This window comes from Pseudonocardia parietis, assembly GCF_017876315.1.
In the GTDB taxonomy this organism is placed as follows: domain Bacteria; phylum Actinomycetota; class Actinomycetes; order Mycobacteriales; family Pseudonocardiaceae; genus Pseudonocardia; species Pseudonocardia parietis.
In genome coordinates this window covers 6,818,601-6,833,595 of sequence record NZ_JAGINU010000001.1, presented here as the reverse complement: position 1 = coordinate 6,833,595, position 14,995 = coordinate 6,818,601, and the positions used below count along the sequence as shown (strand labels likewise).

Genomic DNA, 14,995 nt, shown 5'->3' with positions numbered 1-14,995 from the left:
GACCTCTTTCTGCTCGTGACGATTCCATGCTACGTGGCGCGCCGGAGCGGCCCACGTGTCTCCCGGCACCCTCCTCGCACCAGGGTGTCACCGGTCCGGGCGGGGTCTGGAAACATCACCGGCGATGGAGGACACGGTCGGCGCCCCGGGGCGCGAGCACCCCGGGCGACGGCGGGTGATCCCGACCCGCGACGAGCTCGCCTCGTGGCGCAGCTTCCTGCGCGCGCACGCGGGCATCACGAAGCTGCTCGAGAGCGAGCTCGAGATCGAGCAGGACCTCTCCCTGGCTGCCTACGACGTCCTCGTCCAGCTCTCCGAGGTCCCGGGCCACCAGCTGCGGATGACCGAGCTGGCCGAGGCCGTCCTGCTCTCCCGCTCCGGGGTGACCCGGCTGGTGGACCGGCTGGAGAAGGTGGGCCTGGTCACCCGGGCGAAGGTCGCCGCCGACGGCCGCGGGGTCACCGCCCGGCTGACCGACGCGGGCTACGAGCGGCTGCGGATCGCCGCGACCACGCACCTGCGGGGGATCCGGCGGCACTTCGCGGACCGGCTCGACGCCGACGACCTCGCCGACCTCGAGCGGATCACCCGCAAGCTCATCCCCTGAACCGCTCCTTCTTCCGGTACCGCTTGCGTTCCGCATCCGCGGCGGGCGCCGGGCCGGTCCCCGCCGCGGCCCTGGCCACCGCGTCGTCGAGCCGCTCGGAGAGCCTCTCCAGTTCACCGCGCAGGTAGTCCCGGCTCGCCGTCTCACCGACGGCCAGCCGCAGCGCCGCCAGCTCGCGGGCCAGGAACTCGGTGTCGGCCTTGGTCCGCTCCGCCCGCCGCCGGTCCTCGTCCAGCGCGATCCGGTCCCGGTCGTCCTGCCGGTTCTGGGCCAGCAGGATCAGCGGTGCCGCGTACGCGGCCTGGGTGGAGAACGCCAGGTTGAGCAGGATGAACGGGTACGGGTCCCACTGGCCCCACCAGGCGACCATGTTGAGCAGGATCCACACCACCACGATCACGGTCTGGGTGGCCAGGAACCGGCCCGTCCCGAGGAACCGTGCGATCCGCTCCGACAGCCGGGCGAAGCCGTCGGGGTCGAACTCGAAGCGGCGCCGCCCGAGCTGCGGCTGGTCCAGCCGCCGTCCTCCGCCTGCCTCAGGCACCGCGCACCCCCGAGTCCTGCGGGTGCCCGTCGGTGGCGCCGTGCCGCACCTCGGCGGACGCGAGGTCGCGGTCCCGCCAGCCCTGCGGCAGCAGGTGGTCCAGCACGTCGTCGACGGTCACCGCGCCGAGCAGATGCCCCTCGGTGTCGACGACCGGGCCGGCGACCAGGTTGTAGCTCGCGAACCAGCGGGTCACCGCCCCGAGCCCGGTCTCCGGGCCGAGCTGCGGCAGCTCGGTGTCGACCAGGCCCGCGACCAGCTCGAACGGCGCCGCGCGCAGCAGCTGCTGGGCGTGCACGCCGCCCAGGTAGCGACCGGTCGGGGTGGCCGTCGGCGGGCGGACGACGAACACCATCGACGCCAGCGCCGGTGGCACCTCGGGATGGCGCACCCGGGCCAGTGCCTCGGCGACCGTCGCGTCCGGGGACAGCGTGATCGGCTCCGGTGTCATCAGCCCGCCCGCGGTGTCCCACTCGTAGCGCAGCAGCCGGCGCACCGGCTCGGACTCGCCGGGTTCCATGAGCTCCAGCAGCCGGCCCGCCTCGTCGTCGGGCAGCTCGCCGAGCAGGTCGGCGGCGTCGTCCGGGCTCATCGCCTCCAGCACGTCCGCCGCCCGGTCGTCACCGAGGTAGGTCAGCAGCTCACGCTGGTCGGACTCGGACAGCTCCTCGAAGATGTCGGCGAGACGCTCGTCGTCGAGGGCGTCGACGACCTGCCGCTGGCGCCCGTCCGGCAGCCGGGACAGCGCCGCCGCGACGTCGGCGGGGCGCATCGTGTCGAACACCGCGAGCAGCCGGTCGGCGCCCTGGGTGGCCGCGACGTCCAGCCCGGAGACCGACTCCCAGCCGTGCACCTCGACCCGCGGACGCCGGGACAGCCCGGCCCGGCGGAACCGGACGGCGACCTTCGCGACGGCCCAGTCCCGGGTGCGGGTGGGCTCGATCGCGACGTCGACGACGACGCCCACGGCGCCCGACTCGCGCACCGTCACCGACGAGTTCAGCAGCTCGCCCAGCACCAGGGTCTCGTTGGGACGCTGGTCGAACCCGCGCAGGTTCACCGATCCGCTGGCCAGCGTCGCCGCCGACGGTGCGATGTCGGAGACCCGCAGCATCGGGACGAAGATGCTGCGCCGCGCGGACAGGTCGACGACCAGCCCGAGCACGCGTGGCGGCCGGCTGTCGACCCGCAGCGACACGACGACGTCGCGGACCCGCCCGATCTGCTCACCGTCCGGTCCGAAGACGGCCAGGCCCGCCATCCGTGCGACGAACACCCGTGCCGAGGCCATGACGCCGAGCCTATTCGGGTCGGGGAGGGCGGGCCGGACGGCACGCGCAGGCGGGTGATTAGGCTCCGCCGACGTGAGCGAGCCCAGCAGCGACCTCCGTGACGACCCGACCGGCGACGCCGGGCACGTTCCGGGGCCCGATCCCCTCCGCTTCGACATCGTCGACGTCTTCACCGACCGCGCCTACGCGGGCAACCCGCTCGCGGTCGTGCACGGGGCCGAGGCCCTCTCGACCGCCCGGATGCAGGCCATCGCGACCGAGTTCAACCTGTCGGAGACCACGTTCCCGCTGCCGCCGACCGGCGACGGCGACGAGAGCGCCGACTACCGGGTGCGGATCTTCACCCCGGTCCGGGAGCTGCCCTTCGCCGGTCACCCGAGCGTCGGTACCGCGTGGGTCCTGGCCCGTGACGGCGTGATCGGCCACGGCGACCGGATCCAGGAGTGCGGCGCCGGCCTGCTCCCGGTCCGGGTCGACGGCAGCGGCGCCCGCGTCGAGGGCGGCCGGCCGTTCGTCGGCGAGGACCTGGACGCGGTCCGGCTGGCCGCCGCGGTCGGTCTGGGCCCCGACGACGTCGACGGCGCGGCGCTGCCCGGTGTCGCCGGAGCCGGCGTCGACTACGCCATCCTGCTCGTGCAGCCCGACGCCGTCGCCCGGGCCCGTCCGGACGCGGCCGCGATCGCCGCGGCGCGTGGCGGCGGGGAGGGCGTCCTGGTGGCCTCGGTGGACGCCACGGCCGAGCGGGTGCGCGCGCGGATGTTCGCCCCCGGGGTCGGGGTCGCCGAGGACCCGGCGACCGGGTCGGCCGCCGTCGCGCTGGGGGTGTTCCTGGCCGACCGCGGCCTGGTCCCCGACGACGGCGAGCACCCCTTCGTCGTCACCCAGGGGGTCGAGATGGGACGCCCGTCCACCCTCTACGCCGGGGTCCGCACCGAGGGCGGGCAGGCCGTCGGCACCTGGGTGGGCGGCACGGTCGTCGCCGTCGCCGGTGGTTCCCTGACCCCGCCCCCCGAACCGGGGTGACTCGCGGGTAACCCCCGGCTGACCACCGGCGGCTGAGAAACCAATCACCTGCACGGGGCGATCCGCGGGCGGTCGTGCCAGCATCACCTCCAGCCGGAGGCCCGCCGCCGTGCAAGGCGGGCGAGGACGAACTCGACGAGGAGCCCGCCTGTGAGCACCACCCCCCAGTCGCGAGTGCAGCGTGCCCGCCGTTCCTGCCTGGCCGTGCCGGGCTCGAGCCAGAAGTTCATCGACAAGGCGCGCACGCTGAACTCCGACCAGGTCTTCCTGGACCTGGAGGACGCCTGCGCCCCGCTGGCCAAGCCGGGCGCCCGCACGACGATCGTCGAAGCCCTCAACGAGGGCGGTTGGGGCGAGAAGGTCCGCGTGGTCCGGGTCAACGACTGGACCACCGAGTGGACCTACCGCGACGTGGTCGAGGTCGTCGAGGGCGCGGGCGCGAACCTCGACGCGATCATGCTGCCGAAGGTGCAGACCCCGGAGCAGGTCGTCGCCCTGGACCTGTTGATGACCCAGGTCGAGAAGACGATGGGCCACGAGGTCGGGAAGATCGGCATCGAGGCGCAGATCGAGAACGCGCTGGGCCTCACCAACGTGAACGCGATCGCCACCGCCTCGCCCCGGGTGGAGACGATCATCTTCGGCCCGGCCGACTTCATGGCCTCGATCAACATGAAGTCGCTGGTCGTCGGCGAGCAGCCGCCCGGCTACGACGTGGGCGACGCCTACCACCACATCCTCATGTCGATCCTGATGGCCGCCCGCGCGCACGACAAGCAGGCCATCGACGGCCCGTTCCTGCAGATCAAGGACGTCGACGGGTTCAGCCGGGTGGCCGGTCGCTCGGCCGCGCTCGGCTTCGACGGCAAGTGGGTGCTGCACCCGGGCCAGATCGACGCCGCGAACGAGACGTTCTCGCCGGCGCAGAGCGACTACGACCACGCCGAGAACATCCTCGACGCCTACGAGTACTTCACCTCGGAGGCCGGCGGGAAGCGCGGCGCCGCGATGATCGGTGACGAGATGATCGACGAGGCCAGCCGCAAGATGGCGCTGGTGATCTCGGGCAAGGGTCGTGCCGCGGGGATGTCCCGTACCGACAAGTGGACCCCGCCGGAGTCCTGAGCCGCCGCTCGGACCCCCGCTGACCACCGACGCCCAGGAGGCACCATGGCCCGGCTCGCGCAGACCGCCGGTCTCACCGACATCCAGACCGAGATCCTGTCCACCGTCCGCTCGTTCGTGGACAAGGAGATCATTCCGCACGCCACGGCGCTGGAGCACGCGGACACCTACCCGCAGGACATCGTCGACGGGATGAAGGAGATGGGGCTGTTCGGCCTCATGATCCCGGAGGAGTACGGCGGCCTCGGCGAGTCGCTGCTCACCTACGCGCTGGTCGTGGAGGAGATCGCGCGCGGCTGGATGAGCGTGTCCGGCGTGATCAACACCCACTTCATCGTGGCGTACATGCTGCGCCAGCACGGCACGCAGGCGCAGAAGGAGCGCTACCTGCCGAAGATGGCCACGGGGGAGACCCGCGGCTCGTTCTCGATGTCGGAGCCGGACCTGGGCTCGGACGTGGCGGCCATCAAGACCAAGGCCGTCGAGTCGGGTGACGGCAGTGGTGACTACGTCGTCGACGGCGCCAAGATGTGGCTGACCAACGGCGGCACCTCGAACCTCACCGCCGTGCTGGTCAAGACCGACGAGGGCGCGGAGAAGGCGCACCAGAACCTGACCACGTTCCTGGTCGAGAAGCCGGAGGGCTACGGCGAGGTCGCGCCCGGCCTGGTCGTCCCCGGCAAGATCGACAAGATGGGCTACAAGGGCGTCGACACCACCGAGCTGGTGTTCAAGGGGCACCGGATCTCCGGTGACCAGATCCTCGGCGGCGCCCGGGGCAAGGGCTTCGCGCACATGATGGACGGCGTCGAGGTCGGCCGGGTCAACGTCGCCGCCCGGGCCTGCGGCATCGCGATCCGGGCCTTCGAGCTCGGCGTCGAGTACGCCCAGCAGCGCTCCACCTTCGGCAAGCCGATCGTCAACCACCAGGCGATCGCGTTCAAGATCGCCGAGATGGCCACCAAGGTCGAGGCCGCGCACCTGATGATGGTCAACGCCGCGCGGCTCAAGGACCGCGGCGAGCGCAACGACGTCGAGGCCGGCATGGCCAAGATGCTCGCCTCGGAGTACTGCAAGGAGGTCACCGAGGAGTCGTTCCGCATCCACGGTGGGTACGGCTACTCCAAGGAGTACGAGATCGAGCGCCTGATGCGCGAGGCGCCGTTCCTGCTGATCGGCGAGGGCACCTCGGAGATCCAGAAGACGATCATCTCCCGCGGCCTGCTGCGCGACTACAAGCTTCGCTGATTCACGGTGTCACGGCCCCGCTCCCGGAGACCCCGGGGCGGGGCCGTCGCACGTTTCGGATCGGGACCCGTCCGGGGACACGAGGCACGTGCCCGGCGGGACGCCGCTAGGCTCGCCGGGCACACCGGGCGGCCGTCGACCGTTGCACCGGTAGCGAAACCGGAGATCACGAGGAGAGCGTCATGACCAACCCGTTCGGCGGCCAGGCACGCCCGGCACCGGGCCTGCCGCAGCTGCCCACTCCGCCGACCGGGTGGCCGGTGGGCTCCTACGCCACCTACGAGGAGGCGCAGCGCGCGGTCGACCACCTCGCCGACTCCGACTTCCCGGTGCGCGACGTGACCATCGTGGGTGTCGACCTGATGCTCGTCGAACGGGTCATCGGCCGGCTGACCTGGGGCCGCGTCCTGGCCTCCGGCGCCGCGTCCGGCGCCTGGCTCGGTCTGTTCGTCGGTCTGCTGCTGTCGCTGTTCTCGCCGGACGGCAGCTTCCTGCCGATCCTGGTCGGTCTGGGCTCCGGTGCGGTGTTCGGCATGGTCTTCGCCGCCGTCGGCTACGGCGCCAGCCGGGGCCGCCGCGACTTCCAGTCGGCCAGCCAGATGGTCGCAGGCCGCTACGACGTCCTGTGCGAGCCGCGCAACGCCGAGCAGGCCCGGGAGCTGCTCGCCAAGCTCGCGATGGGCGGCCCGGGCGGCGGTTTCTGACCTCCGTCGTGATCGGGCACGGCCGGTACCGCTGAACCCGGAAGCATTGCGCCGCACGGGTGGCCGGAGCGTCCCGAACGGCGGTACGAGGCCCGGTCGGCGACTCCCGGACCCGCCCGACCGGGCAGTGTGCCGTGATCGACCGGGCGCGTCGGGTTCCGGGGAGAGCGCTCGCCGGGGCAGGATCGCGGCGTGAACGGCGAGGCGTGGCAGAGCGACGAGATCCGCCCGTCGACGGTGCACCGCGCCTACGGGCGCGGGGCGAGCGGGTACGACGCGTTCGTCGGCTCCATCCCGGGCTACCGGACCCATCTGCGGGTCTCGGCGTCCCGGATGGGGCTGGGGGACGGGCCGGGCCTGCGGCTGCTCGACATCGGCTGCGGGACCGGTGTCTCCACCGAGGCACTGCTCACCACGGTGAAGGGTGCCGAGGTCGTGGCGGTCGACGCGTCGGCGGAGATGCTCGCGGTGGCCCGGAAGAAGAACTGGTCCCCGCGCGTGACGTTCGTGCACACCAGACTCGAGACGCTCGCCGAGGCCGGTATCGAGGGTCCGTTCGACGGGATCCTCGCCTCGTACCTGGTGTCCAACCTGCCCGACGCCGAGCACGGGCTGCGCCTGCTGCTGTCGCTGCTGGCACCCGGTGCGCCGCTGGCGGTGCACGACTACGCCGTCGGGGGCTCCCGGGGCCGGACCCGCTGGGCGACCGCGAACTGGACCTACCTGCTGCCGATGGCGTCGATGCGCTGGGGCGTGTCGGACCTGGCCCGCTACCGGATGAAGCGGGTCGGTGGTGCCGGCGGGCCCGAGCAGATGGTCCACCGGATGGAACGGGCCGGGTTCGACGACGTCCGGGTGCAGACCGTCGGCGGGGTGCAGCAGCACCTGGTGCACACGTTCCTCGGCCGGCGTCCCGACGAGCCGGACGTGGTGGGGGAGCGCCAAGCCCGCTCGTCCGCGCTGGCCGCGGCCGGGTGGCGGCCGGACCGCGCGGAGCCGGAGCCGGACGACGTCGGCTCCGAGCCGGTCGACGAGGGCGGTCCCGGTGATCCCGGGTACGCCGACGAGATCCCCGAGGAGGTCCGGGAGGACACCGGCGGGGACGGCGACGCCGAGCCCGACGCCGATACCGAGCCGCCCACCCCGCCGTCCGGGAACCGGCAGGTGTGAGCGGCAGCCGGGGCGTCCGACCCGGTGCTACAGCCAGCCGTTGCGCCGGAAGTTGCGGTACAGCAGCCCGCAGATGGTCGCGATGAGCAGCAGCACCATCGGGTAGCCGAAGTCCCAGTGCAGCTCGGGCATGACGTCGAAGTTCATGCCGTAGACACCGGCGATCATCGTCGGCACCGAGATCAGGCCGGCGTAGGCGGTGATCTTCCGCATGTCGTTGTTCTGCCGCATGCTGATCTTCGCGAGCACCGCGTCGACGAGCGTGGTCAGGAGCTCGTTGAACCCGGCGACCTGCTCGGCGACGCCCCCGAGGTGGTCGTCGACGTCACGGAAGTAGGACCGCACCTCGTGCGGTACCAGCGAGCTGTAGCCCTCGGACAGCTTGCGCATCGGTCCGACCAGCGGCATCACGCAGCGGCGCAGGTCGAGGATCTCGCGCTTCATGACGTAGATCTGCTCGGGGTTCATCGTCGAGCGCGGCGAGAAGACCTCGGCCTCGACGGCGTCCAGGTCGCCCTCGATCTGCCGGACGACCTCGATGTAGGAGTCGACGACGTGGTCGGCGATGGCGTGCAGCACCGCCGCGGGGCCGAGCTGCAGCTGCTCCGGGTCGTCCTCGAGGCGCCGCCGCACCTCGCGCAGGCCGGTGTGGCGGCCGTGCCGGACGGTGACGACGAAGTCGCGTCCCACGAACGCCATGACCTCGCCGGTCTCGACGATCTCGTTCGCCGTCGTCGGGTCGGCGTGCCCGACGTAGCGCACCGTCTTGAGCACCATGAACAGCGTGTCATCGTAGCGCTCGAGCTTGGGCCGGTTGTGCGCGTGCACCGCGTCCTCGACGGCGAGCTGGTGCAGTCCGTAGGTCTCCGCGACCCCGGAGATCTGCGCCTCGTCGGGTTCGTGCAGGCCGATCCAGGCGAAGCCGTCACCGCGCTCGCGGACCTCGGCGATCGCCTCCTCGTGCGTCCAGCGACCGGGCAGCCGCTCACCGTCGACGTAGACCGCGCAGTCGACGACGTAGGAGGACAGCGGTACCCGCAGCCGGGTGGCTGGGGTGTTCGTGGCGGCGGCGCGCCGGTTGCGGCGGGTCCGGCCCGCCGAACGGATCGCGGGGCGCAGCTGGGAGAGCGAGGGCATCACGGTGGACCTCCGTGGGCGGCCGGGCGCAGGGCTGCTCGGGGCGGCACCTGCACCGTGGGACGTGCGGCCACACCGGGGCGGCCGCCTGACGCGCGACACGCCTCCCGCCGGGGTCAGCCCGGGAACACGCTCCGGGCAGGGAGCAGCGGGAGGCGGCACATACTGCTCGCCGGTGTCTGGGGCTCGGACGACACCGCGCTCACCTCCCCTGCTGTCGGGTCCGTCCTGTTCGTCGCACGTACGCGGCCGAGTGTGTCGGGATTGTGAGATGTCCGACCGGGCACGTGTGAGCCGGGCCGCCCTGTCCCGGGCGGGCCGCCCGATAGATTACCCCCGCAACGGATCGAGAACATGATGGGAGCGTGGACGGTGCAGTTCGGGCGCTACTACGAGGAGTTCGAGGTCGGGGCGGTCTACAAGCACTGGCCCGGTAAGACGGTCACCGAGTACGACGACCACCTGTTCTGCCTCCTCACCATGAACCACCACCCGCTGCACATGGATGCGCACTACGCGGAGGAGACGACCGACTTCGGCAAGAACGTCGTGGTCGGCAACTACATCTACTCGCTGCTGCTGGGCATGTCCGTGCCGGACGTCTCGGGCAAGGCGATCGCCAACCTCGAGGTCGAGTCGCTCAAGCACACCAAGCCGACCTTCCACGGCGACACGATCTACGGCGAGACCGAGGTCCTGGACAAGACGCCGTCGAAGTCCAAGGACGACCGCGGCGTCGTGTACGTGGAGACCCGCGGCTACAAGCAGGACGGCACCGTCGTCTGCACCTTCCGGCGCAAGGTGATGGTCCCGAAGCAGTCCTACGGCGACGCCCGAGGCGGCGAACAGCCCGGCCGCCCCACCCCCCAGCCCTGAGCCGCCCCCGCAGGTCCCCGCCGCCCGCGCCGTCCGGCGTCCCCCACATGCCCCGCCTCGCAGACCGTTCGTGTATGTCGCAACGGCTGCGACGGCTGCGAGGTCGGGAATGTGGTTGCGACATGAGTGTCCGGGGCTACCGGCGGGGGAGGCAGCTCCAGCCGGCGAGGGTTTCGGTCAGGCCCTCGACCACCGGGAGTGCGTCGTAGGCGGCTCGGTCGACGAAGCGGGCGTCGTCGGCGTCGTCCCCGGGGTGCGGGGTCGTCGGGGAGCCGGGTGCGGTGTCGCACAGGTAGTCCGCGATCCGGTAGGGGGCGCGCGTCACGGTGCCGACCAGCCGCCCGGGACGGACCGTCAACCCGGTCTCCTCGAACAACTCGCGGACGACGGCGGCGTGGTCGTCCTCCCCGGGCTCGACCCGCCCGCCGGGGACCGACCAGCGCCCGCGACCCGGCTCGTTCACCCTGCGTACCAGGAGCAATCGGCCGTCCGGGTCAAAGACGATTCCACCCACGCAGGCGACGTGTCGGCTACTGTCGGTCATCCGAATCAACGGTACGCTGCACTGGTGCCGGTACCCTGCGCCCGCCGGGCTCGGGTACCAATGACGAGGTTTGTTCCAACGGGCCGGAACGGGTGACGGTTAACGTGCGCAAGATGCTGATCGTGGTCGCGGTGGCGCTGGGTATCTTCCTGATCGTGACCGCCCCGCAAGCGGCGGCGGGCTCGGTCCAGAACGTCGGCAACATCCTGTACGACGCCGCGCAGTCGATGTCGACCTTCTTCACCTCGCTCGTCTGATCTGTGCTCGCGCCCCGGGAGATCGACGAGTACCTGCTCCCCACGGAGCGGCGCGTCATCCGTGTGCGCCAGCACTGGGCCGTGATGGCCAAGCCCATCCTGCAGACGGCGGTGTTCATCCTCGTCGTCGTCGGTGTCGAGCAGTTCCTGGACGGCTCGACGAACGCCGGCGTCGGGGTGCTGATCGACAACCTCGCGTTCTACCTGGTGCTCGTCGCGGTGCTGCGGTTCACCGCGCAGACGATCCTGTGGTGGATCGAGCGCATCGTGATCACCGACAAGCGCGTGATGATCGCCCAGGGGATCATCACGCACAACGTCGGCATGATGCCCCTGGGCAAGGTCACCGACCTCACGTTCCGCCGGACGCTCGCCGGGCGCCTGCTCGGCTACGGCACGATGGTCGTGGAGTCGGCAGGTCAGATCCAGGCGCTGAACGAGATCGACTTCATGCCCCGCCCGGAGGAGATCTACGAGGCGCTCTCCGAGCTGGTGTTCGGGGAGAAGGGCAAGACCCGGGCGACGGGCATGCTCGCCAAGCCGCGCTGGCGCCGCTGACCTCCCGACCGGCAAGATCCCTCGCCGCGGGCGGGCGGCTATGGTCGCGGTCGTGTCCCGGCCTGTGATCGACCTGCACACCCACTCGACCGCCTCCGACGGCACCGACAGCCCGGCCGGGCTGGTCCGGGCGGCGGCAGCGGCCGGCCTCGACGTCGTCGCGATCACCGACCACGACACCACCGGTGGGTGGGACGAGGCCGTCGCGGCCCGCCCGTCCGGGCTGGCGCTGGTGCGTGGCGCCGAGTTCTCCTGCCTGAGCCCGACCGGGCGCGACGGCGAGCCCCGCTGCTCGGTGCACCTGCTCGGGTACCTGTTCGACCCGCGGCACGAGGCGATCGCCGCCGAGCAGGAGCGGCTGCGCACCGAGCGGGTGCAGCGGATGCACCGCATGATCGGTGCGATGGCCGCCGACGGGTACCCGGTCGACGTCGAGACGGTCTTCGCGCACCTGCCGGAGGGCGGCAGCGCCGGGCGGCCGCACCTGGCACAGGCGCTGGTCGCCGCCGGCGTCGTCGAGTCGGTGGACGCCGCGTTCGTCGAGCTGCTGCACAACGACAGCCCGTACTACGTGCCGCGGGCCGACACGGCGGTCGAGACGGCAGTCGAGATGATCTCCGCGGCGGGTGGGGTCTCGGTGTTCGCCCACCCGCTGGCCCGGGTCCGCGGGCGGGTGGTCGAGCCGTCGGTGCTGGTCGAGCTGGCCGGGCGCGGCCTCGGCGGGGTCGAGGTGGACCACCCGAACCACGTGGCGCAGGACCGGGAGCTCCTGCGGGGGCTGGCCGCCGAGCACGGGCTGATCGTGACCGGCTCGAGCGACTACCACGGCACCAACAAGCCGACCCCGCTCGCCGAGGAGACCACCGCCCCCGAGGTCTTCGAGGCGATCGCCGACCGTGCCACCGGTGTGGCGGTCGTCCGGGACTGAACCGGCCCGTGGCGGAGCACGCTCGCGGGCCGATCAGGGAGCGCCGGGCGGTGCGCCGGGTGGCCGGGTGACGGGCGATCGACGGAGGGCGACCGGGGTCGCTGTACCGTTGGCGGATGGCCCGGACCACGCCTCGCACCACCGGGTGTCCGGACGGCCAGCTCGGCCTGGACCTGCTGGATCCGGATTTCGGTGCGGCCGCGCTGCACCGGGTGACCCCCGCCCGTCTCGACACCTGGGACACCTGCCCACGGCGCTTCCGGATGCTGCACGTCGACCGGCCGGCACCGGCCCGGGGCGGCGCGTTCGCGCACACCACGCTGGGCGCCGTCGTGCACCTCGCGCTGCGCGCGCTGGCGGGCCTGCCTGCGGACCGGCGGACCCCGGCCGCAGCCGCCGCACTGGTCGGCAGGCACTGGTCCGGCGAGGGGTTCGCCGACGCCGCGCAGGCCGCCCGCTACCGCGAGCGGGCCCGGGACTGGCTGGCCGCGGCCGCGGACGGGCCCGCCGGGCGGAGCGAGCCGGTCGCCGTCGAGCGGTGGGTGAGCGCACCGGCCGGCCGCCTGCTCGTGGAGGGCCGGATCGACCGCCTGGACGACGACGGCGGCGACCTGAGGGTCGTCGACTTCAAGACCGGCCGGCGGGTCCCGTCCGCCGCCGACGCCCGCGACTCCCGCCAGCTCGCGCTCTACGCCGTCGCCGCCGGGAACGTCTTCCGCCGCCGGTGCCGGCAGGTGGAGCTGCACCACGTCCCGACCGGCACCGTCGCCGCGTGGGAGCACGACGACGACTCGCTGGCCGCGCACGTCGCGGCCGCCGAGCGGACCGCGGACGAGGCCGCCGCGGCGACCACCGCGCTCACGGCGGGCGGGGATCCGGAGACACTGTTCCCGGTGCGTACCGGTACGCAGTGCGGAACCTGCCCGGTCCGGCGGCACTGTCCGCAGGGGCGGGCCGCCGTGCCCCAGCCGCGCCCGTGGGACCTGTTGGCCCCGTGAGTACCGATCACCCTCGCCCCGACCCCCGCGGACGCCCGGCCCCGGACGCCCGTCCGCCCGGCCCGCCGAGGGCGCAGCACGCTCCGCGCGGCGGTGGTGGGTTCCGGCCGGGTAGCGGACCCGAACCGCCCACCAGGCCGACCCGGGGTGCGGTACCGGGAGGTCCGCAGGACGGCCCGCGTCCGGATGGACCGCCCCGGTCCGCACCGGGTGGGCGGCGTGCCGCCCCGGGGCCCGGCGGCCCTGCGCCCGGCGGCCGACCCGGTCGCAGCGGCGGGCCGGGCGCGAACGGCGGCGGTCCGCGCGACGGGAGCGAGGGAGCGGGCTCGCGGCGCGGGCTGCCCGGCGCCGGCCGCGCGGAGCGCCACGACGACCACCCGGCGGCCCGCCCGCCCTCCGGTGGCCGGGGCACCCGACGGCCCCCGCGCCCGGCCGGTTCCCCGACGGCACCGGTCCGGCCCTCCGGGCCCGGCCGGTTGCTGCGGGGGCTGAGCGGCGTGCTGGCCGGCGGCATCGTCGTGCTCGCGGTCGGGCTCGGCGTCGTCGAGTGGTTCGCCGGTCGCAACGGTGTGCCCGGCCCGGGGGCGGCCGACCTGACGGCGCATTTCGCCGCGGCGGTCGCCGCCGTCGCCGGGCAGGTGGTGGCCGACCGCCGCGGCGACCGGACCGGAACACTCGCCGCCCTCGGCGTGGTCGGGATCGCCGCCCTGGTGCTCGGCCTGGGCTGGTTCCTGTAGCGGACCGGGCGCCCGGCGCTCAGGCCGGGCCGAGCACCACGATCTCGTCCCCGCGCAGCTCCACCAGCAGACCGCCCTGCGCCGCGACCTGCACCGGGCCGGTCCAGGCGCCGCGGTCGACGGGCACGGTGCGGGCGACGGCCCCGGTGTCCGGGTCGACGTCGGCGACGCCCCCGGGCACCGGGACCAGCAGACGGTCGCCGTAGCGGGCTCCGGGCCCGGACGTGCCGGGAACCGACCAGCGGGGCTCGAGCGTGGCGCTGTCGAGGGCGACGGTGGCGCCTCCCGTCCACCAGTAGCGGGTGTCCTCGTCGGACGAGGTCCGGGCGACGCCGTCGGCCGGGACGCTGATCTGGGCGCCCGCGGCGACCGGGAACTCGCCGACCTTGCGCCCGCCGCGGTCGTAGAGCGCGAGCCGCGGGGTGCCGGGGAGCAGCACCGCGGCCCGCTCCGCGGAGAGCGCGATCAGCTGTGCCCCGTCGGTGCCGATCTCGGCGGACGAGTCGAAGGCCGGCTGGTCGCCCTCCGAGCCGCTGGGCCGGATCACCGACAGCCGTTCGGACGCCTCGCCGGGACAGCGCTCGAGCACACCGGCCCGGTCCCGGGCGGTGGCGAAGGACCGGAAGGTGCATCCGGCACGCGGCTGGTCGCCGGGCTCCTCCGGCGCGCGGACGGTGCCGTACTCGGCGGTGCGGACGAGATCGGAGCGGAAGGTCTCGAGATAGTCCACGCCGGTCGCCAGCACCGGGTCCTGGCCGATCAGCCGGGTGCCGGGGCGTGCGTCGAGGGTCCGGGTCGGGCCGCGCTCACCGGTGTCGGGGCCGAGTGTGGTCAGCTCGGAGCAGTACTGGTCGTTGCGGTAGAGCGCCATGACCCGGCCGTCGGCGACACCGGTGGTGCACAGCGGCAGGTCACGGGTGTAGCTCCACCGCTGTGCCCCGGTGACGGCGTCGCGGCCGGAGACCCGGGACCCCTCCGCCACGACCACACCGTCGCCGGCCACGAGGACGGTCGGGGTGGCCGGGCTCGGGGCCCGCCAGAGCTCGGTGAACGTCGGTGGCACGGCCCCGGCCGGCGGCGGGGGTGTCGCAGCGGCGGTCGCCGGGACGGACTCGGTGTTCGCCGCCGGGCTCTGCACACCGTAGAGCAGCCCCGCTCCGCCCAGCAGCAACACGAGCACCGCGGCGACCATGCGGTCGCCGCGGTGTCGTCGTTCGGCTGGTACCTGCGGCCAGGGCATCCATCGG

The 14,995-nt window shown here is 73.3% G+C and carries 17 protein-coding genes; 12 read left to right on the top strand and 5 right to left on the bottom strand.

Going from position 1 to position 14,995, the window contains the following annotated elements; genetic code table 11:
• The first annotated feature begins 124 nt into the window (after nt 1-124).
• Nucleotides 125-607, top strand: coding sequence for a MarR family winged helix-turn-helix transcriptional regulator (locus tag JOF36_RS32195; RefSeq protein ID WP_210034327.1), 483 nt, complete (start codon nt 125-127; stop codon nt 605-607).
• On the opposite strand, the gene JOF36_RS32190 is transcribed toward JOF36_RS32195, so the two are convergent.
• The gene (locus JOF36_RS32190) at nt 597-1,151 is read right to left on the bottom strand and encodes a DUF1003 domain-containing protein (protein ID WP_210034326.1); all 555 of its coding nucleotides are present in this window, start codon (nt 1,149-1,151) and stop codon (nt 597-599) included. The two genes, JOF36_RS32195 and JOF36_RS32190, sit on opposite strands and share 11 nt — an antisense overlap.
• A complete protein-coding gene (locus JOF36_RS32185) occupies nt 1,144-2,442 on the bottom strand; it encodes a magnesium transporter MgtE N-terminal domain-containing protein (RefSeq protein ID WP_210034323.1) in 1,299 nt (432 codons plus the stop codon). Before JOF36_RS32185 ends, JOF36_RS32190 begins: the two co-directional genes overlap by 8 nt.
• A 73-nt stretch (nt 2,443-2,515) precedes the next feature.
• On the opposite strand from JOF36_RS32185, the gene JOF36_RS32180 reads away from it, so the two are divergent.
• The 5 genes from JOF36_RS32180 to JOF36_RS32160 all read left to right on the top strand — a co-directional run bounded on the left by JOF36_RS32180 (nt 2,516) and on the right by JOF36_RS32160 (nt 7,713).
• The gene (locus JOF36_RS32180; protein WP_210034321.1) at nt 2,516-3,466 is read left to right on the top strand and encodes a PhzF family phenazine biosynthesis protein; all 951 of its coding nucleotides are present in this window, start codon (nt 2,516-2,518) and stop codon (nt 3,464-3,466) included.
• A 150-nt stretch (nt 3,467-3,616) separates the two neighbouring features.
• Nucleotides 3,617-4,591, top strand: a complete 975-nt coding sequence (locus JOF36_RS32175; protein ID WP_307862697.1) for an HpcH/HpaI aldolase/citrate lyase family protein — start codon at nt 3,617-3,619, stop codon at nt 4,589-4,591.
• 45 nt (nt 4,592-4,636) lie between these two features.
• The gene (locus JOF36_RS32170; protein WP_210034319.1) at nt 4,637-5,839 is read left to right on the top strand and encodes an acyl-CoA dehydrogenase family protein; all 1,203 of its coding nucleotides are present in this window, start codon (nt 4,637-4,639) and stop codon (nt 5,837-5,839) included.
• Between the two features lie 182 nt (nt 5,840-6,021).
• Nucleotides 6,022-6,543, top strand: a complete 522-nt coding sequence (locus JOF36_RS32165; RefSeq protein ID WP_210034316.1) for a general stress protein — start codon at nt 6,022-6,024, stop codon at nt 6,541-6,543.
• Nucleotides 6,544-6,735: 192 nt separating this feature from the next.
• On the top strand, nt 6,736-7,713 hold the full coding sequence (locus JOF36_RS32160) for a class I SAM-dependent methyltransferase (protein ID WP_307862696.1): 978 nt from the start codon (nt 6,736-6,738) through the stop codon (nt 7,711-7,713).
• 27 nt (nt 7,714-7,740) lie between these two features.
• Here JOF36_RS32160 and corA read toward each other — a convergent pair whose 3' ends face one another.
• Nucleotides 7,741-8,850: a magnesium/cobalt transporter CorA gene (corA, locus tag JOF36_RS32155; protein ID WP_210034315.1), complete on the bottom strand. Its 1,110-nt coding sequence runs from the start codon at nt 8,848-8,850 to the stop codon at nt 7,741-7,743.
• Nucleotides 8,851-9,222: 372 nt separating this feature from the next.
• Between corA and JOF36_RS32150 the strand changes: the two genes are divergently transcribed.
• On the top strand, nt 9,223-9,726 hold the full coding sequence (locus JOF36_RS32150) for a MaoC family dehydratase (RefSeq protein WP_210036389.1): 504 nt from the start codon (nt 9,223-9,225) through the stop codon (nt 9,724-9,726).
• A gap of 136 nt (nt 9,727-9,862) precedes the next feature.
• On the opposite strand, the gene JOF36_RS32145 is transcribed toward JOF36_RS32150, so the two are convergent.
• Nucleotides 9,863-10,270 carry an NUDIX hydrolase gene (locus tag JOF36_RS32145; protein WP_210034314.1) on the bottom strand — a complete coding sequence of 136 codons (408 nt, stop codon included), beginning with the start codon at nt 10,268-10,270 and terminating at the stop codon, nt 9,863-9,865.
• Between the two features lie 113 nt (nt 10,271-10,383).
• On the opposite strand from JOF36_RS32145, the gene JOF36_RS32140 reads away from it, so the two are divergent.
• The 5 genes from JOF36_RS32140 to JOF36_RS32120 all read left to right on the top strand — a co-directional run bounded on the left by JOF36_RS32140 (nt 10,384) and on the right by JOF36_RS32120 (nt 13,748).
• Complete coding sequence (locus JOF36_RS32140; RefSeq protein WP_210034313.1) at nt 10,384-10,527, top strand: hypothetical protein; 144 nt, start codon at nt 10,384-10,386, stop codon at nt 10,525-10,527.
• Between the two features lie 3 nt (nt 10,528-10,530).
• A complete protein-coding gene (locus JOF36_RS32135) occupies nt 10,531-11,085 on the top strand; it encodes a PH domain-containing protein (RefSeq protein ID WP_210034312.1) in 555 nt (184 codons plus the stop codon).
• Between the two features lie 52 nt (nt 11,086-11,137).
• Nucleotides 11,138-12,013 (top strand): PHP domain-containing protein, encoded by an 876-nt coding sequence (locus JOF36_RS32130; protein ID WP_307862695.1) that lies wholly within the window; start codon nt 11,138-11,140, stop codon nt 12,011-12,013.
• Between the two features lie 116 nt (nt 12,014-12,129).
• Nucleotides 12,130-13,011: a RecB family exonuclease gene (locus JOF36_RS32125; RefSeq protein WP_210034310.1), complete on the top strand. Its 882-nt coding sequence runs from the start codon at nt 12,130-12,132 to the stop codon at nt 13,009-13,011.
• Between the two features lie 476 nt (nt 13,012-13,487).
• Nucleotides 13,488-13,748: a hypothetical protein gene (locus JOF36_RS32120; protein WP_245351058.1), complete on the top strand. Its 261-nt coding sequence runs from the start codon at nt 13,488-13,490 to the stop codon at nt 13,746-13,748.
• A gap of 19 nt (nt 13,749-13,767) precedes the next feature.
• Here the strand turns inward: JOF36_RS32120 and JOF36_RS32115 are convergent, their stop codons facing one another.
• Nucleotides 13,768-14,988, bottom strand: coding sequence for an Rv3212 family protein (locus JOF36_RS32115; protein WP_443706281.1), 1,221 nt, complete (start codon nt 14,986-14,988; stop codon nt 13,768-13,770).
• Nucleotides 14,989-14,995: the final 7 nt, after the last annotated feature.

Bases quoted from the DNA above. Each gene is read 5' to 3' on its own strand.
- JOF36_RS32115 (WP_443706281.1), bottom strand. From the start codon at position 14,988: ATGCCCTGGCCGCAGGTACCAGCCGAACGACGACACCGCGGCGACCGC.
- JOF36_RS32140 (WP_210034313.1), top strand. From the start codon at position 10,384: ATGCTGATCGTGGTCGCGGTGGCGCTGGGTATCTTCCTGATCGTGACC.
- JOF36_RS32145 (WP_210034314.1), bottom strand. From the start codon at position 10,270: ATGACCGACAGTAGCCGACACGTCGCCTGCGTGGGTGGAATCGTCTTT.
- JOF36_RS32185 (WP_210034323.1), bottom strand. From the start codon at position 2,442: ATGGCCTCGGCACGGGTGTTCGTCGCACGGATGGCGGGCCTGGCCGTC.
- JOF36_RS32195 (WP_210034327.1), top strand. From the start codon at position 125: ATGGAGGACACGGTCGGCGCCCCGGGGCGCGAGCACCCCGGGCGACGG.
- JOF36_RS32125 (WP_210034310.1), top strand. From the start codon at position 12,130: ATGGCCCGGACCACGCCTCGCACCACCGGGTGTCCGGACGGCCAGCTC.
- JOF36_RS32170 (WP_210034319.1), top strand. From the start codon at position 4,637: ATGGCCCGGCTCGCGCAGACCGCCGGTCTCACCGACATCCAGACCGAG.
- corA (WP_210034315.1), bottom strand. From the start codon at position 8,850: ATGCCCTCGCTCTCCCAGCTGCGCCCCGCGATCCGTTCGGCGGGCCGG.
- JOF36_RS32165 (WP_210034316.1), top strand. From the start codon at position 6,022: ATGACCAACCCGTTCGGCGGCCAGGCACGCCCGGCACCGGGCCTGCCG.